Annotated in this window: 15 protein-coding genes and 1 pseudogene; 8 read left to right on the top strand and 8 right to left on the bottom strand. The window is 76.3% G+C overall.

Features of this window, described 5'->3' with window-relative positions:
• Nucleotides 1-139: 139 nt before the first annotated feature.
• Nucleotides 140-835 carry an SDR family NAD(P)-dependent oxidoreductase gene (locus AC5K6T_RS14115; protein ID WP_493208893.1) on the bottom strand — a complete coding sequence of 232 codons (696 nt, stop codon included), beginning with the start codon at nucleotides 833-835 and terminating at the stop codon, nucleotides 140-142.
• Between the two features lie 313 nt (nucleotides 836-1,148).
• Nucleotides 1,149-1,688: a PadR family transcriptional regulator gene (locus AC5K6T_RS14110; RefSeq protein WP_493208891.1), complete on the bottom strand. Its 540-nt coding sequence runs from the start codon at nucleotides 1,686-1,688 to the stop codon at nucleotides 1,149-1,151.
• A 118-nt stretch (nucleotides 1,689-1,806) separates the two neighbouring features.
• Between AC5K6T_RS14110 and AC5K6T_RS14105 the strand changes: the two genes are divergently transcribed.
• From AC5K6T_RS14105 to AC5K6T_RS14095, 3 genes are all read left to right on the top strand, one after another.
• Entirely contained in the window at nucleotides 1,807-2,583 is a 777-nt protein-coding gene (locus tag AC5K6T_RS14105; protein WP_493208889.1) for an alpha/beta fold hydrolase, read from the top strand.
• A gap of 172 nt (nucleotides 2,584-2,755) precedes the next feature.
• Entirely contained in the window at nucleotides 2,756-3,466 is a 711-nt protein-coding gene (locus AC5K6T_RS14100) for a hypothetical protein (protein WP_493208888.1), read from the top strand.
• Nucleotides 3,459-5,564, top strand: a complete 2,106-nt coding sequence (locus tag AC5K6T_RS14095) for a sensor histidine kinase (RefSeq protein WP_493208887.1) — start codon at nucleotides 3,459-3,461, stop codon at nucleotides 5,562-5,564. The genes AC5K6T_RS14100 and AC5K6T_RS14095 overlap by 8 nt, the downstream gene beginning before the upstream one ends.
• 307 nt (nucleotides 5,565-5,871) lie before the next feature.
• Here AC5K6T_RS14095 and AC5K6T_RS14090 read toward each other — a convergent pair whose 3' ends face one another.
• From AC5K6T_RS14090 to AC5K6T_RS14075, 4 genes are all read right to left on the bottom strand, one after another.
• Nucleotides 5,872-6,759, bottom strand: coding sequence for an oxygenase MpaB family protein (locus AC5K6T_RS14090; protein ID WP_493209354.1), 888 nt, complete (start codon nucleotides 6,757-6,759; stop codon nucleotides 5,872-5,874).
• Between the two features lie 599 nt (nucleotides 6,760-7,358).
• Nucleotides 7,359-8,915 carry an FAD-dependent oxidoreductase gene (locus AC5K6T_RS14085; protein ID WP_493208885.1) on the bottom strand — a complete coding sequence of 519 codons (1,557 nt, stop codon included), beginning with the start codon at nucleotides 8,913-8,915 and terminating at the stop codon, nucleotides 7,359-7,361.
• Nucleotides 8,912-9,631, bottom strand: coding sequence for a methyltransferase domain-containing protein (locus AC5K6T_RS14080; RefSeq protein WP_493208883.1), 720 nt, complete (start codon nucleotides 9,629-9,631; stop codon nucleotides 8,912-8,914). The genes AC5K6T_RS14085 and AC5K6T_RS14080 overlap by 4 nt, the downstream gene beginning before the upstream one ends.
• Nucleotides 9,628-10,857, bottom strand: a complete 1,230-nt coding sequence (locus AC5K6T_RS14075; protein WP_493208882.1) for a lycopene cyclase family protein — start codon at nucleotides 10,855-10,857, stop codon at nucleotides 9,628-9,630. The genes AC5K6T_RS14080 and AC5K6T_RS14075 overlap by 4 nt, the downstream gene beginning before the upstream one ends.
• A 337-nt stretch (nucleotides 10,858-11,194) precedes the next feature.
• Here AC5K6T_RS14075 and AC5K6T_RS14070 point away from each other — a divergent pair.
• From AC5K6T_RS14070 to AC5K6T_RS14055, 4 genes and pseudogenes are all read left to right on the top strand, one after another.
• Nucleotides 11,195-12,718, top strand: a pseudogene (locus AC5K6T_RS14070) (polyprenyl synthetase family protein); the annotation flags it as partial.
• 305 nt (nucleotides 12,719-13,023) lie between these two features.
• The gene (gene crtI, locus AC5K6T_RS14065; protein ID WP_493208880.1) at nucleotides 13,024-14,577 is read left to right on the top strand and encodes a phytoene desaturase family protein; all 1,554 of its coding nucleotides are present in this window, start codon (nucleotides 13,024-13,026) and stop codon (nucleotides 14,575-14,577) included.
• Nucleotides 14,574-15,614 (top strand): phytoene/squalene synthase family protein, encoded by a 1,041-nt coding sequence (locus AC5K6T_RS14060; RefSeq protein WP_493208879.1) that lies wholly within the window; start codon nucleotides 14,574-14,576, stop codon nucleotides 15,612-15,614. The genes crtI and AC5K6T_RS14060 overlap by 4 nt, the downstream gene beginning before the upstream one ends.
• Nucleotides 15,611-16,633 (top strand): Rieske (2Fe-2S) protein, encoded by a 1,023-nt coding sequence (locus AC5K6T_RS14055; protein WP_493208877.1) that lies wholly within the window; start codon nucleotides 15,611-15,613, stop codon nucleotides 16,631-16,633. Before AC5K6T_RS14060 ends, AC5K6T_RS14055 begins: the two co-directional genes overlap by 4 nt.
• A gap of 174 nt (nucleotides 16,634-16,807) precedes the next feature.
• Here the strand turns inward: AC5K6T_RS14055 and AC5K6T_RS14050 are convergent, their stop codons facing one another.
• On the bottom strand, nucleotides 16,808-19,006 hold the full coding sequence (locus AC5K6T_RS14050; protein ID WP_493208875.1) for an MMPL family transporter: 2,199 nt from the start codon (nucleotides 19,004-19,006) through the stop codon (nucleotides 16,808-16,810).
• Between the two features lie 311 nt (nucleotides 19,007-19,317).
• Nucleotides 19,318-19,824 (bottom strand): MarR family winged helix-turn-helix transcriptional regulator, encoded by a 507-nt coding sequence (locus tag AC5K6T_RS14045; RefSeq protein WP_493208873.1) that lies wholly within the window; start codon nucleotides 19,822-19,824, stop codon nucleotides 19,318-19,320.
• 240 nt (nucleotides 19,825-20,064) lie between these two features.
• On the opposite strand from AC5K6T_RS14045, the gene AC5K6T_RS14040 reads away from it, so the two are divergent.
• A complete protein-coding gene (locus AC5K6T_RS14040) occupies nucleotides 20,065-21,198 on the top strand; it encodes a MerR family transcriptional regulator (protein WP_493208871.1) in 1,134 nt (377 codons plus the stop codon).
• Nucleotides 21,199-21,203 lie beyond the last annotated feature (5 nt).

Raw genomic sequence — 21,203 nt, 5'->3', positions numbered from 1 at the left:
GCCGCGCGGGCATGCCGGGCGGCCCCGCCGCGGGCGGACAGCGGGAGGACACGCGTGGACGGGGCCGGTCACGGCCGGTCACGCCCAGGCGGGCCCTGCGCGTGCGGACCGCCGCCCCGCTGGTGTCACATCCGCCGGGTCACACCGCCGACCGGGCCGGACGGCGCGCGCCCGGTCCGGGGGCCGGCCGGCCGAGGGCGTCGACGACCAAGTCCACCGCCTCGGCGACCGTGCGCCCGCGGGGCAGGGCGGGGGGTGTCCCGACGACGGCCCGGTGGGCGAATCCCGACTCCACCTGCGGCAGCCGGATGTCCAGGACGGACACGCCGCTGAGCCGCCGCTCGCGGCGGACCGCGGTCAGCCAGGCGGCCAGCGCGGCCTTCGAGGCGGCGTAGTCCGCCATGCCCGCGGGGGCGGCGTCCACCACCGCACCGGTCACCGCGGCGAGGACGCCGCCGGACGGCACGACCGGCAGCGCGGCCCGCAGGAACGCCGCGGGGGCCAGGGCGTTGACGGCCAGCAGATGCTCGGCGACGGGGTCGTCGACCGACTCGGCCGGGCCGAAGCCCGCGACGCCGACGCAGACCACCACGGCGTCCAGGCCGTCCAGTTCACCCGCCGCCCAGGGCACGGTGCCGGCGCAGCATTCCAGGTCGTACGCGTCGAAGCGGCGGGTGGGCGCACCGCCGCACACGGCCGCGACACGCGCCAGCGCCTGTGCGTCGCGGCCCGCGAGGGCGAGCCGCGCGCCGAGGCCGTGCAGCCGTTCGGCGAGGGCGCCGCCGATGGCGCCGGTGGCGCCGGGCACCAGGATGCGGGTTCCGTCGATGTCCACGGCTGTGCTCCCGTCGCGTGTGCTGTCTCTCTCCCGGCGGCCCGGCCCGGTGAGCCGCCGGCCGGTCCCGTGCCCGCTCCGTCGCGCCGGCCGGAGGCGGTCTCCGGTGCGGCGGGCACCGGTGCCGCACCCGGCCCCGTCCGCGTTCGCCCCTGCTTCTCCGCGTGGGCGGCGAACGGTTGCACCCGGTGCCGGCGGAACACCCGCCGGAGGGCGGACCGGCGAGACGGCGCCCCGGGTGGTGTCGGCCCGCGCGCCGGTCGGCCCCGGCCGGTCGCAGGCCGGTCGCAGGCCGCCGTGTCGGCATGGGGCGTCAGTTCGTGCCGGCCTCGGAGGTGAGCGCCTTCAGGGTGGCGTCCAGCCAGTGCATTTCGGTGCGGCTGGTGGCACGGGCGATGGCGAGCAGGCCGCGGCGGAAGGGGTCGTCGAACTCCTCCGCGGCGACCGGGCGTTCACCCTCGTAGAAGAAGCTGCTCGGCTCCTGGAGGAAGGCCAGGCGGCGGCGGAGGACGGCGGCCTGCTGCTCGGGGGCGTCCAGGTGGCGGAGGAAGGCCAGGACGGTGAACCAGTGGTTCTCGTCGCTGATCTCGACGCCGTCGGCCTCGCGCAGGCGGCGGCGCAGCTCCTTCCGGCCCGTGCCGGTCAGGGTGAGGACGTGCCGGGGTGCCGCCCGGCTGCCCGGCTCGGTCCGGCGGCTCAGCAGCCCGGCCTTCTCCAGTCGCTTGACGGCCGGATACAGCGTGCCGTCCGCGATCGGCCGGACGTGGCCGGTGAGATGTGCCACGCGCCGCTTCAGCTCGTAGCCGTGCAGCGGCTGCTCGTACAGGAAGCCCAGGATCGCCAGTTCCAACACGGTGCCATCATCCCTCACCTGCTCTATATATCGGCGCCGATGTATAGTCTCACCGATGCTTTCGGACGGCCCGTGCGGCCGGCGACCGGCCGGACGGCCGAGTGATCGAGGAGGAGTCGTGCGCGATGCACCGGTGACCCCCGAAGGGGCGCGAATCCGCTGGGTGGAGATGCCCGGAGACACCCGCCGTGCCACCCGTGTCTTCCTGCACGGGCTCGGCGCCTCCGCCGCGCCGTACTTCGCGGCCTCGGCCGCGCACCCGGCTCTGGCGGGCCACCGCTCGCTGCTGGTGGACCTGCTGGGGTTCGGCATCAGCGACCGCCCGGCCGACTTCGCCTACACGCTGGAGGACCACGCCGACGCCGTGGCGACGGCCCTGGCCTCGGCCGGGGTCCGGGCGGCGGACGTCGTCGGGCACAGCCTGGGCGGCGCCGTGGCCGTCGTGCTGGCCTCCCGCCACCCGCACCTGGTCGGCCGGCTCGTCCTGGTCGACGCCACCCTCGACCCGGCGCCCGTGGGGCACGGCCTGCCGGGGGCGAGCGGCATCGCCGCCTGCACCGAGGAGGAGTTCCTCGCCGACGGGTGGCACCGGCTCCGCGAGAACGTCGGACCGCACTGGTGGTCCACCATGCGGCTCGCCGGGCGCGAGGCGCTGTACCGCAGCGCGGTCCACCGGGTCCGCGGCACCAGGCCCGCCCTGCGCGACATGCTGCTGGCCCTGCCGATCCCGCGCAGCTGCCTGCGGCCGGAGGCCGACCGGCCGCTGCCCGGCGACCGGGAACTCGCCGCAGCGGGAGTGGCGGTGGTGTCGATCCCGGACAGCGGGCACAACATCATGCTGGACAACCCGGACGCCTTCGCCCGGGCCACCGCCCGCGCTCTGCGCGAGGGCTGACACACCGGGAACCCCGTCGCCCACCCCCGTGGTTATGTGCATGACTGCGGGAGCCGTTTCGAAGTGACTGTGGGAGTCACCGCCTGACCGAGTCTGCGATGTCAGTTTGTTCTGACGTCACTTGGGGTCTTGCGGTGGGAGTGTGAGGTGTGCTTCTGCCGCTGGGGGCCTCATGGGTATCTCGCAGTCCAAGGTCGAGAACGACCGCCGCAAGGAGATCCACAGGCAGGCCGGGGTGGGCCCGGACGTGATGTTCGTGCCGCAGACCCATCTGCCGGGGGCGGAGGCCGAGGTCGACTTCGGCGACGTACACGTCACGCTCGCGGGCCAGATGGCCGAGGTCCATTTGTTCTCGATGAGACTGTCCTCCTCCGGCAAGGCAGTACACGGGGTCTTCGCCTCCTGCGGCCAGGAGGTGTACTCCGAGGGGCACGTGCACGCTTTCCGGGCGCTGGGAGGCATACCTCGCGGCCAGATCCGCTACGACAACCTGCGGGCCGCGGTCGAGCGGGTCCTGGGCCTGTCCGGGGCGAGGGTGGAGAACGACCGCTGGACGGCCTTCCGCTCGCACTCGGGCGTCGATGGCTCCTCCTGCCGTCCGGGCATCGAGGACGCCCACGAGAAGGGCGGCGTCGAGAGCCAGATCGGCTGCTACCGCCGCAATCACTTCGTCCCCGTCCCAGAGGTCGCCTCGCTGACCGAGCTGAACGCCATGGTCAACCAGTGGGACAGGAGCCTGCGGGCGTTCGACATCGACGCCAGGCGTCTGTGCAGCGGGATGGAATCACGAAGCCCGGGATGCCTATGCCTGGCTTCCGGCATCGTGCTTCGCGGACGGTGGGCCCACCACCATGGTGAAGGCGGGGAGGCGCTCGATGGCTGAACAGCAGCGGACCGTTGCACGCTTGAGGGGGAGCACTCCTCGGCGGTTGAGTTCGCGCCTTGCCGTGGGGGCTTGGGGGCTCATCGCCTTGCTGGCCGCTCTGACCGTCGCTGTGGTAGCACCGACACGGTCGGCGCCGCGACCGCAGTGGCACCCCTGGGCGTTCGCGCTGGTCGATCCCCTGCTGTGCGTGGCGTTCGCCGTGCCGGGGCTGGTGGTGGCCTCGCGGCGGCCGCGCAATCCCGCAGGCTGGCTGCTGCTCCTTGCCGGGTTCGGCATGGCCTTGGACAACCTCGCTCGTGCCTACGGCGTCTACGCGATTTCGCGTGGCCTGCCGGGTGGTGCCGTGGCGGCCGCAGTGACGAGCTGGTTGTTCGTGTTCGTCAGCTTTCCCGTCTTCTTCCTGTTCCTGCTCCTGCCCGATGGGCGCTTTCCGTCGCCGCAGTGGCGGATCGCCGCCTGGTACGTGGGCGCATCCGCGATGCTGATGCTGTTGGTGGCAGTGCTGCTGCCCGGTCCGGCGGGCTACGACTATTTCCCCTCGGTGGACAATCCGCTCGGTGTTCCGGCGTTGTCGTTCCTTCGCGCGATCACCGGCCCGGTGTCGATCCTGTTCGTCCTGTGCCCGTTCCTGCTGGCGGTGGCCTCGCTGCTGTTCCGGTTCCATGCCTGCCGAGGAGTGGAGCGCCAGCGACTGAAGTGGGTGGCGTTTGCCGCACTCGTGGCTGTGACACTGGTGCCCTTGGGCGTCGCCTGGCAGGGCGTGGTCGAATCGATAGCCACCGATGTGGCTGCGGTGGTTTTCAGTACCGGGATCATGATCGCGATCATGCGGCATCGCCTGCTGGACATTGACCGGGTCCTGAGCCGGTCGATGCTCTACGTGGCGTTGACGGCCAGCACGGTCGGCCTCTACGCCGCGTCGGTGAGTGTCTTCGGATCGGCCCTCAGCGGTGCCGTTCCCGGAGCGGTTTCCGTACTGGCGACCGGCACCGTGGCGGTTGCCCTGCAGCCGCTGCACAGCTTTCTGCGCCGCCTCATGAGCCGCCTGGTCTACGGATTGCGCGATGATCCTTACGCAGTGTTGGCGGAGTTGGGTCGGCGGATGGAGGTGACCGGCGATCCGCAGCGGGTGCTGCCGCAGGCGGCTGCGACCTTGGCTGACGCGCTGCGCCTGCCGTATGCGGCAGTCGAGCTGCGCGGCTCCAGCACAGACGGCCCAGTGCTGCCAACGGCGCGGTACGGCACGGAGGTGCCCGACGTGCAGCGGCTAGCCCTCATCCACCAGGGCGAGGAGGTCGGCTCCCTGGTGGTGGGGGCTCGATCTCCCGGGGAGTCGTTCTCAGCGGCGGATCTGCGGCTGCTTCAGGACGTGGCCCGCCACATCGCGCAAGCCGCAGCCGGCGTGCGGCTGACGCTGACCATGCTGCGGTCGGGTCAGCAGCTGATCGCTGTGCGTGCGCAGGAGCGTCGGCGTTTGGGACGTGAGCTGCATGACGAGGTGAACTCGGTCCTGAACGAGGTGGTCTGGGGGCTGCAGGCTGCCCGCAAGTGGCTGCGCGCCGACCCCGACCAGACCGACGAACTGCTCGGCGCCGGGCTCGCCCGCACCCACGAGGGTGTGGAAGCAGTGCGCCGGATCGCGCTGGGGCTGCGCTCGCCGGTCGACGAAGTGGGCCTGGAAGGCGCGATCCGGGCCTTCGCCGAGCGGTGCCCGTTGCCGGTGAAGGTGCAACTGCCCGAAAAGGGGCTGCCCGAACTGCCCGCCGCGGTGGAAGAGGCCGCCTACTGGATCGTGGTGGAGGCGCTGACCAACGTCGTGCGGCACGCCCGGGCCTCCCGGTGCTCGACAAGCCTGGAGATACGCCAGGCACTGACGGTGACGGTCACCGACGACGGACGCGGCCTTCCCACCCCCCTGCGCCCCGGAGTCGGACTGGGCTCCATGCGCGAACGCGCCGCCGAGATCGGCGGCACCTGCCACATCCACTCCCCACAACACGGCGGGACCGAAGTCACCACCCACCTCCCCCACACCCTCCCCGGCACCCACCCCACCAACCGCCCGTCCCATAGGGCCGGTTCGTCCAGAGGTTGAACCGTGAGCCGGTTTCCGCTCAGGCGGTGGCGCGCTCTCTGCTGCCCGGGACCGTTCCGGGTACACCCTCGCTCTACCGCAGGCCTCGCAATCCGCCGGTCCGCCGCACCCGAAGCGGGGTCCTGTCCCGCGGCCTTCGGTCCTGCTCTGCCCGGTCACCGCCGCGGACCGCGTGCGACGGGTCGAGGGCGCCCGCCGGAGGCACGGGGCCCGGCCGACCTGCGGGGAGGTCCGCCTGCGCCGGCGGAGGGCGGCCCCCGCACACGGCCCCGCTCCGGCGCGTGCGCTCCCCCTCCACAGGCGCCGCTCAGCCGACGGCGCCGGCCCGGATCCGCTGCTGGGAGGGCGCCATCGCCCAGCGGACAGCGGCCGTCACCGCGCTGCCCAGCGGCCGGACGCAGAGGTCGTCGGCCAAGGGCAGACGCGGCAGCCGCAGCTCCGCGCGGGCCTGGTCGGGCAGCAGGGAGACGGCGTTGGCGGCCAGGACGGCGTACGGCAGCCGCGCCGCCCACGGGACCGGCGGCCGCAGCAGCAGGAAGCGGGCGGTGTCCTGCGCGGCGGGCGTCGCCCGCAGCTCGTCCCGGTAGGCGGCCAGCCGCCGGTCGAGTCCGGCGCGGTCCCGCGGCGGATCGGGGACGCCCAGCTCCTCGGCGATCCGCGCCATGTCGGCGACGTAGCCGTCGCAGCCCGCCTCGTCCAGCGGCCGGGCGCCGTAGCGCTGGTGCGCGCGCAGGAAGCAGTCGACCTCGGCTATGTGCACCCAGCACAGCAGATGCGGGTCCGAGGCCCGGTAGGGACGGCCGTCGCCGGCCCGGCCGCGCACCGTGTCGTGCACCGCCCGCACCCGTTCGCAGGCCCGCCGCGCGCTGTCGGCGGTGCCGTACGTGGTGACGGCCAGGAACGTACTGGTGCGCTGGAGCCGCCCCCAGGGGTCGCCCCGGAACCCGGAGTGGGCGGCCACCGCGGCCATCGCCAGCGGGTGCAGCGACTGCAGCAGCAGCGCGGCCAGGCCGCCGGTGAACATCGACGCGTCGCCGTGCACCCTGCGCACGGGCCGGTCCGGGCCGAACCAGCGCGGTCCGGGCGCGCCGTGGATCCGGGCGCGGTTCGCCGGGCCCTCGGGCCCGGCCACCCGGGAGAAGATCGCCTCGCCGACCCGGTCCCGTACGGGGGCGAGGTCCGGCACCAGTCTCATGGCCACGCGGCCTCCTCTCGGGCGGCACCCCGGCGGCACCCCGGCGGTGTCCCGGCGGCACCCCGGCGGACGGGCCGCGGCCGCCCGCGCCGGATGCGCGCGAAGGGGGTCGGCGCGCGGGACGTGCGCCGGCCCGCCCGGCGTCCCGGGGCTCCGGACGCTCCTGCGCCGGCCGCCGTTCCGGCCCGCCGAGGACCTCTAGGGCGTGTTTCGAAAGTCCCGCCTGCCTGGCGGCGTCTGGCACGCACGCTCGCCGCGTTGTCGGGCTCGCCCCGATACATCCAGTATCGGGGCGACCCTCCGCCTTGCGATCGCACGCACCAGACGCCGCCAGACCTGCCCTTCGGGCAGACGACGCTACTTTCGAAACACGCCCTAACGCCGGTACCGTCTCCCGTACGCCCGTACCGTCCCCCGGCACACCGCAAACATGCACGGCCGCGTCGCCCGCACGGCCCGCCACGCACCCGGCCCGCCTCGGCCCCGCCCGGTCGCGTCGGGCCCGGCCCGGACGCGCGGCGCCGCGGCGGGTGGTCCGGGTGCACGTGTTCCCGGCGCCCGGGTACCCCGGCACGGGGAGCCGCCACGGCGGGCCGGGCTCAGCGGCCGGCCCACCGGGCCAGCCCGCGCAGCAGGGCGGTGCGTCCGCGGTCCGGTACGGTCCACAAGGTCTGCCCGCGCACTCCCCAGCGGCGCAGCAGGGCGTTCGCGGCGAGGAAGCCGGTGGTCGCCGCGCGTTCCATCAGCGCGACCGGCAGGTCGGTGCGCACCAGGTCTCCGGCGAGGACCAGGGCGGGGTCCGGGGTACCGACGGTGGGACGGTCGGTGTAGCCGCCCACCGGGAACAGCGGGCAGTCCTCGTGCCACTCGTGGCGGACGTCGACGACCGAGGCGGCACGGGTCTCGGGGTAGACGCGGTGCAGCTGGTCCAGCAGGCGCTTCTCCCCGACGTCGCGCGGGGCGTCCGGCGGGACGGCGTAGGCGTGGAGTTCCACGACCGACCCTCCGGTGCGGGCGGCCCAGCCCGCGGCCTCGTCCTCCCAGCGGTCCAGGACGCTGACGTTGTCGAGCGGGCCGAAGCCGCTGGTGCCGAGGAATCCGGGCCGGTCGGCGTTCACCGGCCGGTCCAGCCACAGCCTGCTGACGAGGAAGGGGGGTGCGGTGCGCAGCCCGGCGACGCGCTCGCGCCAGGGGGCGTCGCCCAGCCTCGGGGAGCGGGCGACGAGGGAGCGCAGCCCGGCGGTGTCCAGGGCCAGCACCACACCGTCGTACCGGCGTGCGTCCCGTCCGGTGGCGACCTCGTGGCCCGCACCGCCGACGGGGGTGACCTGTCCGACGGGGGTGCCGGTACGGATCTCCGCGCCGTGCCCGCGCAGGTACACCGCCAGCGGGTCCCACAGCGCGGCGGGGAACGGCGCGGCGGGGACGTCGAACAGCAGGCCCTCGGCCGAGCCGAGGAAGTAGATGTGGAACATCAGGGCCATCTCGGCGGCCGACAGCTGCCGGGGGTCGGCGAAGAAGCTCCGGGAGAACACCTCGAAGGCGAGGTGGCGGGCGCTGTCCGGGAAGCGGACGGCCTCCAGGAAGCCGTGGGCGCTGATGGTGTCGAGGCGGTCGTAGAGCTCGGGAAGGCGGACGTCGAGCAGCGGCAGTGCGGCGAGGGGGTCCATGGCGCGCAGGTCCCGCAGCCGGAAGGACGGGCTCAGCGCGGTGAAGCCCAGCGCACTCCACGGCGGGGTGCGGGGCACGTGCCGGAAGCTGTCGTGCAGTCCGCTGCCGTGCAGCAGCGGGTAGTCGGGCAGGGCCGTCAGCCGGGTGAGTCCGGGGTCGGTACGGCGCAGCAGTCCGCGCAGGTTGTAGTACTGGCGGAAGAAGGCGTGGAAGCCGCGGCTCATGGTGGCGGAGCTGCCGTCGGCGAGACGGGTGGGCCAGCCGCCGACGCGGCCGCCGAGAAAGGGGCGGCTCTCGTGGAGGGTGACGGCGACGCCGCGTTCGGCGAGGGCGGTCGCGGCGGCCAGCCCGGCGATGCCGGCGCCGACGACGGCGACGGTGGGCCGCCCCTCGGCCCGGCGGGTGCCCGCCGGGGCGGGCAGGACGCGGGCCCGCCGGTCGCGTCCGCGGCGGGCGGCCTGCCGGGGCGGCGCGGGGCGGGTCATCGGGCCGTCTCCGCCCGCCGGGCCACGAACGTGTGGGTGATGCCGGTCTGCCAGCCGGGCAGCGGCAGGGCGCGGACCCGGTCGAAGCCGGTGTCGCGGAGCCGGCCGGTGAACCGGGCGGCCGTGTCGAAGCCGACCACGCTGCGCCACAGGTGCCGGTACAGGGGGCCGTCGCCCAGCGCGGTCGCGGCGGGCTGGACGATGCCGCGGCACACCAGGGTCCACACGGCCCGGTCGGCGCGGCGGCCGCTGAGGGTGTACTCGTGCACGCCGAGGCGCCCGCCGGGCCGCAGCAGCCCGTGGACGGCGGCGAGCACGGCGTCCGGGTCGGCGACGTTGCGCAGCAGGTAGGCGGCGAAGACGGCGTCGTAGGGGCCGTGCACGCCGGCCTGGGCCAGCCGTTCGGCCGGGGCGTGCACGAAGCTGACGCCGGCCGCCCAGGGTTTGGCGGCGGCCCGGGCGAGCATGCCCGCCGAGGCGTCCACGGCCGTGATCTCCGCGGCCGGCAGCACGGAGCGGATCGCGGCCGTGGACGCGCCGGTGCCGCAGCCGAGGTCGAGCAGCCGCAGCCCCGCTCCCCGGGCGGGCAGTCCGAGGCGGCGCACCGAGCGTCGCAGGTGCGCGTGGTAGCCGGGGTTGGCGGCCACGAGCGCGTCGTAGCTGCGGGAGGCGTGGTCGAACGCGGCGGCGAGGTCCTCGTCGCGCATCAGGGTCATAGGGGCTCCAGGGCCGGCGGGAACGGGTCGGGACCGCCGAAGGGACGGCGGGGCAGGCGGGGCAGTTCGGCCGCGCTGCGCAGCATCGGGCCGACGGGTGTGCGCAGGCCGATCGTGAGGTCCTCGTACAGAGAGGTGTCACCGTCGAGGAAGCGCAGCAGCCTCCCCATGGGGACGCGGGCGAACAGCCGGGCGAACAGGGCGGGTCCGTCGACCCGGCCGCTGTCCAGGGCGCGCAGGAGCACGGCGTCCATGGCGCGGGAGCGGGCCGAGTGCGCGGGAGGCGGCTCGGGGCGGCGGCCGCGGCGCAGGGCCGCGGCCACGGCCCGGGTCTGGCGCTGCAGTCCGGCGAAGGTGTAGCCGGTGGAGGGACGGGTGGCGCCGCCCGCGGCGCCGATCCGGAAGACGCTGCTGCCGACGCGCCGGGGCAGCGGGGCGTCCGTCATCGGGATCGCGCCGCTCTCGGTGGCGACGACCTCGAAGTCGCCGAGGCGCAGCACGTCGCCGGTGTAGTGGCCGAGCGCCGCCCGGTAGCCGTCCGCGGTCAGCGGGCTCGGCCCGAACTCCGTGTACTCCACCAGCGCCTCGTGCGTTCCGGTGGGCAGGACGTAGCCGAAGGACAGGCCGTCGGCGGGCTGCGGGGCGCGGAAGTCCATCAGTTCGGCGGCGCGCGGGTCGAAGACGGGGCGTGCGGTGCGCACGAACCATCCGCAGAAGTGCTGGAGCAGCGTGGTGCGGGCGGCGGGCAGGCTGCCCAGGGGGCGGGAGTCGAACACCCACCGGGCGGTGAGCGCGGCGGGCCGGCCGTCGTCGCCCGTGAGGCGGATCCGGGCCCCGTCGGGCGTCTCCTCCACCGTCTCCACGGTCCCGGCCAGGCGCCGTACGTTGCCGCCGCGGGCCAGGTCCCGGCCGACCAGGCGCTCGAAGTCGTCGGAGCGGATCATCTTGTAGCGCAGCGGCGCGATGTCCCCCTCGACGGGCGCGCCCGTCGGGGGGCGCACCCGCAGGTGCCGCCAGTCGGCGCGGACGGCCGGGTCGAAGCGGCCGGCGCCCTCCTCCCAGAAGCACCAGGTGCGGGGCGCGGGCCGCAGCGGTCCGGGCGGTGCGTCCACCAGCAGCACGGACGGTGTCCGCGCCCCGGGCACCGGCCCGCTGAGCCGGTGGGCGAGGGAGAGCCCGGCGGCTCCCGCCCCGACCACGACCACGTCCGCGTCCGCGTCCGGCACGGCGCCTCCCTCCGTCCTGTCGGTGACCTGTCGGTGACCTGTAGCGGCCTGTTGCGGCCTGTAGCGGCCTGTTGCGGCCGCGCGGCCCGAGGGGCGTTCTCCCGCGGCCCGGGCGTCGCCCGGCGTCCGCGGCACGTGGCCGCACCCGCCGACCGCGCTCCTCGTCCGTCTCGCGCACTTCTCTCACGTATCCGTCCCCCGGCACCGTCCGCTTGTTCCGGCGCGGATGCGCGGTCGGATGCAGTCTCCCGCCGCGCACCCGTACGGGTCCTGATTGGGCGTCTCCTGCGCGCCGCGCGGCGCGGAACGCATCCGTATCGGCTCCGAGGGTCGAAGCATGGGCGTACAGGAGCGGTCCACCACGACGAGAGGAACCGGGATGCGCCCCATTCAGGCGAAGGACCACACCGCGGCCGCGCCGTCGCCTGGCCCCCGCCTGGTCCCCCCGTCCGGACCGCCCCGGCGGGGGCGGCCGGACCGGGCGGCGGCCGAGGCGGTACGCGACCCCCGGCCGCACGCCGGCGCGCAGGGGAGCGGCGAGGCGCGGTCCGGGTGTGCCGGAGCGCCCGGCGGCGGACTCGGCGTGCGGCCCGCCGCGCCCGGGGTGCGGACCGGCGACGGGGACGGACGGGACGGTCCGGCGGACGGGCAGGACGGTCCGGCGGACGGGCGGAACGGTCCGGCGGACGCCCGCGGCGTTCCGGCGCGGCTGCGTGCCGTCGACGCGGACGTGCCCGCGGCCGTCGGACGGGTGCTCCAGGGGGTGCTGGCCGGACGGCTGGACCGGGCCCGCGCCATGGACCCCTTGTTCGCGCGGGAGCTGGCCGCACGGGTCGGGCGGTTCACCCGGGAGGGCGGCAAGCGGACCCGGTCCCAGCTGGTGTGGTGGTCGCTGCGCGCCTGCGGAGGCTCCGACGAGGCGTCGGGCGCCGCGGCGCTGCGTGTCGGGGCGGCGCTGGAACTGCTGCAGACCTGCGCGCTGGTCCATGACGACGTGATGGACGGATCGGCGCTGCGGCGCGGCCGGCCGGCCCTGCACACCGACGTCCGGGACCGCTACGCGGGAGCCGCGGCACCCGGGCGGGCGGCCAGGTTCGGGGAGGCGGCGGCGATCCTGGCCGGGGACCTGGCGCTGGCGTGGGCGGACGACGTGGTGGCGGAGACGCCGCTGGACCCGTGGACCGCGACGGTGGTGCGGCGCCTGTGGAGCGACCTGCGGATGGAGATGGTGGCGGGTCAGTACCTGGACGTCCAGGGGCAGGTCACGTCCGTGCGTTCGCTGCCGCGGGCGCTGCGGGTGGCCTGTCTGAAGAGCGCGCTGTACTCCGTGGAGCGGCCGCTGGCGCTCGGCGCAGCCGTGGCGGGCGCGGACCCGGCCACGATGCGGGCGCTGTGCTCGGCGGGGCGCTGCGTGGGGATGGCGTTCCAGCTGCGGGACGACCTCGACGACGTGTTCGGCGATCCGGTGCGGACCGGCAAGGCACCGGGCGGCGACATCCGCGAGGGCAAGCCCACCTACCTGGTGGCGCTCGCGCTGGCCCGGGCGGAGGAGTCCGGCGACCGGCACGCGGCGGCCGTGCTGGAGCGGGCGCTCGGCGACGGACGGCTCACCGCCCGAGGGCTGGAGGAGGTGCGGGAGATCCTGGTGCGCACGGGGGCGCGGGCGACGGTGGAGGGGAGGATCGGCCGGCTGGCCGCGCAGGGGTTCCGCCACCTCGACCGCGCCCGGCTCGACGCGGAGGCGGGGGCCCGGCTGCGGCGGCTGCTGGCCGCCGCGGCCGGCCGCTCCCCGTCGGGGGTCGCCGGCCCGTCCGCGGCGTCTCTGTGCCGCGGGGGCGCGGAGGGCACCGCGGCACCGGGCGCGCCCGGTGCCGACGGCGCGGCCGCGGCACCCGGCGGGCCCGGGGCCCCGGCGCGGCACCCGGCCTCCGGCGGCCGTGGCGCGCAGGCCGCCGGAAGCGGACCGGGCGGCACCGGCCCGCACGGCACCGGACCGTCCGCCGCCGGCGGCAGCGGCGGCTCGCGCGGCGGTACGGGCGCCCGCGCGGGCGGCCCGGGAAACCCCGGCGCGTCCCCCGGCCCCGAGCGGCCCGGCCCGTCCGCCGGCCGCGGCGATCCCCCGCGTACGGCCGCTCCGGCCGGGCCCCGCGGAGCGGAGGTGCGCCGATGACGCGCGCGCTGAGCGGCCGTACCGACCGTGTGGTGGTCGTCGGTGCCGGTCTGGCCGGGCTGTCGGCGGCGCTGCATCTGCTGGGTGCCGGGCGCCGGGTCACCGTCGTGGAGCGCGCGGCCCTGCCCGGCGGCCGGGCCGGGCGTCTGGACCGGGGCGGCTACCGGATCGACACCGGCCCGACCGTGCTGACCATGCCCGACCTCGCTCAGGAGGCGTTCGCCGCGGTGGGCGACAGCCTGTACCGGCGCGTGGACCTGATCCCGCTGCACCCCGCCTACCGGGCGTGCTTCGCGGACGGCAGCAGCCTCGACGTGCACACCGGCGCGGACGCGATGGCCGCCGAGGTGGAACGCTTCGCCGGGCCCGCCGAGGCGGCCGGCTACCTGCGGCTGCGCTCGTGGCTTCAGGCCCTGTACCGCACGCAGCTGCGGCACTTCATCGACGCGAACTTCGACTCCCCGCTGGACCTGCTGACCGGCGACCTCGCCCGGCTCGCCGCGATCGGCGGCTTCGGCCGCCTGGACCGCCGGATCGGCCGCTTCCTCGGGGACGAGCGGCTGCGACGGGTGTTCTCCTTCCAGGCGCTGTACGCCGGGGTCCCGCCGGCCCGCGCGCTCGCCGCCTACGCCGTCATCGCCTACATGGACACGGTCGCCGGCGTGTACTTCCCGCGCGGCGGCATGCACGCCCTGCCGCAGGCGATGGCCGACGCGGCGGCGGACGCGGGCGGCGAACTGCGCTACGGCGAGGACGTGACGGGGCTGGAGCGGTCGGGCGACCGTGTCACGGCCGTCGTCACCGACCGCGACCGCATCGCCTGCGACGCGGTCGTCCTCACGCCGGACCTGCCCGTCGCCTACCGCCTGCTGGGCCGCCGGCCGCGCCGCCCGGTGCGGCTGCGGCACTCCCCCTCCGCGGTCGTGCTGCACGCCGGCACGGACCGCACCTGGCCGCACCTCGCGCACCACACGATCTCCTTCGGCGCGGCCTGGGCCGGCACGTTCGACGAACTGACCCGCGACGGGCGGCTGATGAGCGACCCGTCGCTGCTCGTCAGCCGCCCCACGGCCACCGACCCCGGGCTCGCCCCGCCGGGCCGGCACCTGCACTACGTCCTCGCGCCCTGCCCCAACACCGACCTCGGGCCCAAAGCGGCCGCCTGGGGCGAACTCGCGCCCCGCTACCGGGAGTCGGTGCTGCGGGAGCTGGAGCGGCGCGGCCTCGACGGCATCGGGGCGGCGATCGAGGAGGAGTGCCTGGTGACCCCGGCGGACTGGCAGGCGCAGGGGCATGCCGCCGGCACCCCGTTCTCGGCGGCCCACACCCTCCTGCAGACCGGGCCGTTCCGCCCGCGCAACCTGGTGCGGGGCACGGCGAACGCCGTCCTGGCGGGCTGCGGTACGACCCCGGGCGTCGGTGTGCCGACCACGCTGGTGTCGGGGAAGCTCGCGGCGGCCCGGATCACGGGCGGACCGCGCCGCCGGCCGGCCCGTCGCACGGCCCGGCCGGCGGTGCCGCCGGCGACGGTCGAGGAGACCTCCGCATGACCGGGCGCGAACTGGACGCGGCGGGCATCACCGACCCGGGGCTGCGGGCCGCCTACCGGCGCTGCCGGGCGCTGAACGCGGCGCACGGACGCACCTACTTCCTCGCCACCCGCCTGCTGCCCGTCGAGCGGCGGCCGGCCGTGCACGCCCTGTACGGCTTCGCCCGCTGGGCCGACGACATCGTCGACTCCCTGGACCCCGGCGTCGGCGGCGCCGAGCGGGTGGCGGCACTGACGGCGCTGCAGCGGCGCCTTGAGCAGGGGCTCCGGCAGGGGCGCAGCGACGAGCCGGTGGTCGCCGCGGTCGCGGACACCGCCCGCCGCTACGCCATCGACCACGCCCACTTCCGGGACTTCATGAGCGCCATGCGCGCCGACCTGGTGGTGACCGACTACCCCTCCTACGCCGACCTGCGGGGCTACATGCACGGGTCGGCGGCCGTGATCGGACTGCAGATGCTGCCCGTGCTGGGCACCGTCGTGCCGCGCGCCGAGGCCGCGCCGTACGCGGCGGACCTCGGGGTGGCGTTCCAGCTGACGAACTTCCTCCGGGACGTGGGTGAGGACCTCGACCGCGGCCGGGTGTACGTGCCGGCCGACCTGCTCGCCGGGCACGGCGTCGACCGGGAGCTGCTGCGCCGCTGCCGGGACACCGGCCGCCGCGACGGCCGGGTGACCGACGCCCTCAGGGAGTTCGAGGCGCTGACCCGCGCCGTGTACCGGCGGGCCGAGCCGGGCCTGGCCCTGCTCGACCCGGTCGCCCGGCCCTGCATCCGCACCGCGTTCGTGCTCTACGGCGGCATCCTGGACGCCGTGGCCCGCGACGGCTACGCCGTGCTGCACCGCCGCGCCGCGGTGTCGCGCCGCACCCGCGCCGCCGTCGCCGCCGACGGCCTGGCCCGGGTGGCCGCCGCGCGGCTGCGCCATCGCGGTCGGCGCGCCGTCACACCGCCGCCCGCCCCCGCGCCGCCCGTGTCCCGGCCGGCCGGGACTCCGTCCGCCGACCCCGCCCGGCCGGTCTCCGAGGAGGTCGTGTGAACCCCGTACCGCCCGCCCGCCGCGGACGTCTCCCGCTGTCCCTGCGGCGGCGGCCCGTGGCCTGGCACCGGCAGCGCCCCACCTGGCGTGAGGCCAGGCCCGCCGTCATCGACGCGGCGCTGAAGCGGGCCCGGGCCCGGCCGTCCGGCAACTGGTACGTGGTGGGCGCCACCCGGACGCTGCGCCGCGACCGGCCGTTGGCCCGGACCGTCGCCGGCCGGGAGGTCGTCGTCTGGCGCGGCGCGGACGGCCGCCCGGTCGCCGGGCCCGGCATCTGCCCGCACCTGGGGGCGCCGCTCGGCGACAGTCCCGTCCGCTGCGGCACCCTGGTCTGCCACTGGCACGGACTCGCCCTGGACGGCGGCCCGTTCGCGGGCTGGGAGCCGCTGCCCGCGCACGACGACGGGGTACTGCTGTGGGTGCGGCTGGACGAGGTGGGCGGGGAGGACCCGCTGGACGCACCGGTCGTCCCGGCCCGCCCCTCCCCCGGCGACGCGCTGGCGTCCGTCTACGCGGGGACGGGGGTGTGCGAGCCCGAGGATGTTGTGGCCAACCGCCTCGACCCCTGGCACGGGGCCTGGTACCACGCGTACTCGTTCGTCGACCTGACCGTCGTCGACGCGCCGGGCGGCTCGGAGGTGTCCGGCCCCGCCGGCGACCGCTTCACCGTCGACGTCTCCTTCAAGGTCGCGGGGCGTCTGGTGGTGCCGGTGCGGGCGGTGTTCACCGCTCCGGAACCGCGCACGGTCGTCATGCACATCACCGAGGGGGAGGGCGCGGGGTCCGTCGTGGAGACCCACGCCACCCCGCTGGGGCCGGACGAGCGGGGCCGCCCGCGCACGGCGGTCGTCGAGGCCGTGGTGGCCGCCTCCGACCGCCGCGGCTTCGCCGTGGCACGTCGCGCGGCGCCGCTGCTGCGTCCGCTGGTGCGCCACGCGGCGGGCCGGCTGTGGCGCGACGACCTCGCCTATGCCGAACGCCGCTGGCAGCTGCGGTCCACCGGACGCTTTCCGGGCTGACGGCAGGACCGCCCTGGCGGGACCGGGGCTTCGCGGCTCCGGGGCTCCGGGGCTTCGCAGCTCCGGGGCTCCGGGGCTTCGCAGCTCCGGGGCTCCGGGGCTCCGGGGCGGCAGCCGGTCGGCCCGGCGACCCGGCGCCTCCGCGACACCGTGACGCGGCGGCGTGGCGGCGGCTCAGCGGCTCGGCACGGTGGGGCGGGGGTGCCCGGCGGCCCGGGCCGCCGGGCGTCGGCCGAGCGCCCCGGGCCACCACACGGTCGGGCCGATGTCGCGGACGAGCGCGGGCACCAGCAGCGAGCGCACGACGAGGGTGTCGAGCAGGACGCCGAAGGCCACGATGAACGCGATCTGCACCAGGAAGGCCAGCGGGATCACGCCCAGCGCGGCGAACGTGGCGGCGAGGACGACGCCCGCCGAGGTGATGACCCCGCCGGTCGCGACCAGACCTCGGCGCACTCCCTCCCGGGTGCCGTGCACGAGCGCCTCCTCCCGTACACGGGACATGAGGAAGATGTTGTAGTCCACGCCGAGCGCGACGAGGAACACGAAGCCGTACAGCGGTACGGAGGCATCGGTCCCGCTGAACCCGAGCAGGTGCTCGAAGACCAGGGCGGAGACGCCGAGGGTGGCGAGGAAGTTCAGCGCCACGGTCGCGACGAGCAGCAGCGGCAGCAGCAGCGAGCGCAGCAGCGCCACCAGGACGATCAGGATGATCACGAGGACCACGGGCACGATGAGTCCCCGGTCGCGCTCGGCGGTGCGCTGGGTGTCGTACTGCTGGGCGGTGTAGCCGCCGACGAGGGCGTCGGCGCCGGGCACGGCGTGCAGTGCGGTGCGCAGCCGGGCCACGGTGGCCTTGGCGGCGTCCGAGTCGGCGGCGTCGGCGAGGGTGACGTCGACCCTGACCCGTCCGTCGGCCACCAGCGGCTCACCCGGGCCGGGGCGTCCGGGGGCCGTGTACACGGTGGCGGAGTCGACACCGCCGGTCGCCGCGGCCACGGACCGCACCGCGTCGGCGGAGGAGGCGTCCGCGACGACGACGGCCGGGTTGCCGGCGCCACCGGGGAAGTGCCGGCCGAGCGTCTGCTGGGCGGCGACGGAGGGGGCGTCGTCGACGAAGATCTCGTCGAGGGGCACGCCCTTGGAGTCGAGGGCCGGCCAGAACGCGGCGCAGGCGATCAGCCCGGCGAGGGTCACCGTCCACACCTTGCGGGGTGCCCGGTCGACCAGCGCGGCGATCCGCCGCCAGACCGTGTGCCCGCCGGTGTGCCCGCCGGTGTGCGCGGCCGTCTCGGGCGCGGCGGCCTCGCCGGGCGCGGCGTCCGTGCGGGGGGCGTCACCGCGCGCCGCGGCGGGGCGGGCAGGCCAGTAGGCGGCGCGGCCGAGCAGGACGAGGACGGCGGGCAGAAAGGTCAGGACGCTCAGCAGGGCGCAGGCGATGCCGATGGCGCCGACCGGCCCGAGCGCCCGGTTGTTGGTGAGGTCGCTCAGCAGCAGGGCGAGCAGTCCGAGTGCCACGGTCGCGGCGCTGGCGGTCACGGGCCCCGCGGACTGCCGCAGGGCGGCGCGCATCGCCGCGGTGCGGTCGCCTTCGCGGGCGGTCAGCTCCTCGCGGTAGCGGGCGGACAGCAGCAGCGCGTAGTCGGTGGCGGCGCCGATCACGAGGATGGACAGGATGCCCTGCACCTGGCCGTCGACACGGACGACGCCGTGGTCCGCGAGTACGTACACCACCGCGGAGGCCAGTCCGAGGGCGAACACGGCCCCGGCGATGATCACCAGTGGGAGCAGCACGCTGCGGTACACCAGCAGCAGGATGACCAGCACGGTGGCGAGGGCGACCCCCAGCAGGAGTCCGTCGATGCCGGAGAAGGCGTCGCCCAGGTCGGACTGGGTGGCGGCGGGGCCCGCGATCCACACCGCCGTGCCCGGGACGGCGGAGGCGGCCGCGCGCACCGCGTCGAGCTCCGCGGGCAGCTCGTCGCCGAGGTCGGGGCGGAGCGGCACCACGGCCTGCAAGGCCTCGCCGTCCTGCGAGGCGAGGGCCGGGGAGGGGGCGCCGGCGACGGCGGATCGCCCCTTCAGCGCGGCCAGGGCCGCCGTCGCCTGCGGACCTGCGTCGCGGTCGAGGCGCCCGCCGTCGGCGGCGGTCCAGACGACGACCGCGGGCAGCGTCTCCTCCTGGCGGAAGGCCTGCTGGGCGTCGGCGACCTGGGTCGACTCCGCGCTCCGGGGCAGGAAGGCCGCCTGGTCGTTGGTGGACACCTCGCCGAGCCGGCCCGCGAACGGGCCGAGACCGCCGCCGACGGCCAGCCAGCCGACGAGCAGGAGAAGCGGCAGCAGCCGGACGGGCCACCGCGGGCGTCGGGACATGTGAACTCCACAGGAACGGGCGTCTGTCGGGTCTGTCGGCGTCTGTTTGCACCTGTTGGCGCCTGTTGGCATCTCTCGGCAGCGTCTCCCGGCATCCTTGGGGATCCCCCGCCGTCTCTCAGCTGTGAAGAATCTCAACGATCAAGATGAATGCCGAACGTCATCCAAGCAGGAGCGAGCGCCGGCCGTTCACTCGGGGGTGGGTCGAACGGCCGGCGGCCCCGGTTCCCCGGAGCACCCGGTATTCGGGCCGGGGCGCGGCCGCGGATGCACCCCGTCGCGGACGCGTTCCGGCGCACCGGGTGCGACGGTCAGCGGCGCGGCACGCGCACCTCGCCGAGTTCGGCGTTCAGGGCGTCCAGGTAACGCAGTACGAGCACGAGTTCGGCCTCGCTGAACTGTCCCCTGGCCCGTTCCGCGGCCTGCGCGAGCGGCCTGAAGTAGGTGCGGGCGGCAGCCCGGGCACCCGCCACGTAGTGCACGTGGACCACCCGCCGGTCCGGACTCTCCCGGGTGCGCCGGATGTGCCCGGCCCGTTCCAGCCGGTCGAGGCAGGCCGTCACCGCCCCGGAGGTCAGCCCCAGATGCTCGCGGAGCAGACCCGGCGTCGGCGGCTCGGGGCTGTCCAGCACGAACGACAGCGCCTGTACGTCGGTGGGGTGCAGCCCCTGCGCGAGGGCGAAGCCGTGCACCAGCCGGTTGACCTCGCCGATCGTGCGGCGCAGCGCCACCGCGAAGCTCTGCGGATCGCCCGGCGCCGTACCGCCGGGACCGCCGGGACCGCCGCCACCGGCCTCGTTCTCCTGTCCCCTCACCACCTGACCAGCGTATCCAAGGCAGCCGCGCCCCCGGCCCGGCGTCCCCTCCGCCCCGCCCGGGGCACGCCGCCCGGGCGGGGCGCGGCGACCGGCCCGCCGCGAGCGGCCCCCGACCGCCTTGCCTCCTGCCGCGGAGGGGAGGACCATGGAGCCATCTCGCATCGTTACCGCGTCGAAGTGGGCCGGAGGCCTCGGACCCCACCGGCTTCGGCGGACGGAGAGAGCGGAGCCGTACGCCCCATGCACGCCCCCCACGACGAGCAGTCCCCCGCCGCCGGACGTCCCGGCGGGGACGAAGCGGAGCCGGTGCGGCACGCGGCGGCCCCCGACGGCGGTGCGCGGACGGACGGCGGGACGGCGGCCGGCGACGGCTCTCGTGACCGGTCCGAGGCGGGCGTCACGACGGGCGCACTGGCCCGCCGGCTGGGCGTGTCGCCCACCACCCTGCGTTCCTGGGACCGCCGCTACGGCATCGGCCCCGCCCTGCGGGACGAGGGAAGGCACCGCCGGTGGGCCCCCCGGGACGTCGCCATGCTGGAGGAGATGTGCCGGCTGACGTCCGGCGGTACCCCGCCGGCCGAGGCCGCCCGGGTGGCCCGGCTGCGCTTCGCCCCCTCCGGCGCCGGACACGTCCCGGCGGGCCCGGAGTCCGGGGCCCCGGCCGCCGCGCACCGCGGCGGACCGGCCAGCGGGCTCCCGCTCGGCGCGGTGCGGCAGGAGTGCCGGGGCCTGGCCCGGGCGGCGGTCCGGCTGGACGCGCCGGAGCTGCAGCAGCAGTTGCTGACGACCGTCCGGCGGCACGGCCTGACCGTCGCGTGGGAGGAGGTGATGGTGCCCACCCTGCACGCCGTCGGCCGCAAGTGGGAGTCCTCCGGGGACCGTTACGTCGAGGTCGAGCACCTGCTGTCCTGGCACGTCTCCAGCACGCTGCGCGGCATACCGCTGCTGCTGGGGCACACCGGGCCGCGGACCGGGGTGGCGCCCGTGGTGCTGGCCTGCACCCCCGGCGAGCAGCATTCGCTGCCGCTGGAGGCGCTGACGGCCGCCCTCGGCGAACGGGCCGTGCCGACCCGGATGCTGGGTGCGGCCGTCCCGGCGGAGGCCCTGCTGGCGTGTGTGCGGCGGACCGGTCCGGCCGCGGTCGTCCTGTGGGCGCAGGCCCGCTCCACGGCGTCGGTGCCGCTGGCCCGGCATGTCGCGGGCCTGGAGTGGGGCGCGGCCGGCGCGCGCACCCGTCCGCTGGTGCTGCCCGTGGGGCCGGGCTGGGACCGGCGGTCGGCGACCGGCTTCCCGCGCTGCTCGGGACTGCGCGACGCGGTGGAGACGCTGGTACGGCTCTACGCGCAGGACGACCGGCGCGCCGCGGCCCCGTGAGCGAG

It is taken from the genome of Streptomyces sp. B8-7 (assembly GCF_058833805.1).
This window is presented reverse-complemented; position numbering and strand designations above follow the sequence as displayed.

Coding starts and splice junctions, on each gene's coding strand:
- AC5K6T_RS14060 (WP_493208879.1), top strand. CDS start 14,574: ATGACCGGGCGCGAACTGGACGCGGCGGGCATCACCGACCCGGGGCTG.
- AC5K6T_RS14090 (WP_493209354.1), bottom strand. CDS start 6,759: ATGAGACTGGTGCCGGACCTCGCCCCCGTACGGGACCGGGTCGGCGAG.
- AC5K6T_RS14100 (WP_493208888.1), top strand. CDS start 2,756: ATGGGTATCTCGCAGTCCAAGGTCGAGAACGACCGCCGCAAGGAGATC.
- AC5K6T_RS14085 (WP_493208885.1), bottom strand. CDS start 8,915: ATGACCCGCCCCGCGCCGCCCCGGCAGGCCGCCCGCCGCGGACGCGAC.
- AC5K6T_RS14095 (WP_493208887.1), top strand. CDS start 3,459: ATGGCTGAACAGCAGCGGACCGTTGCACGCTTGAGGGGGAGCACTCCT.
- AC5K6T_RS14040 (WP_493208871.1), top strand. CDS start 20,065: ATGCACGCCCCCCACGACGAGCAGTCCCCCGCCGCCGGACGTCCCGGC.
- AC5K6T_RS14080 (WP_493208883.1), bottom strand. CDS start 9,631: ATGACCCTGATGCGCGACGAGGACCTCGCCGCCGCGTTCGACCACGCC.
- crtI (WP_493208880.1), top strand. CDS start 13,024: ATGACGCGCGCGCTGAGCGGCCGTACCGACCGTGTGGTGGTCGTCGGT.
- AC5K6T_RS14050 (WP_493208875.1), bottom strand. CDS start 19,006: ATGTCCCGACGCCCGCGGTGGCCCGTCCGGCTGCTGCCGCTTCTCCTG.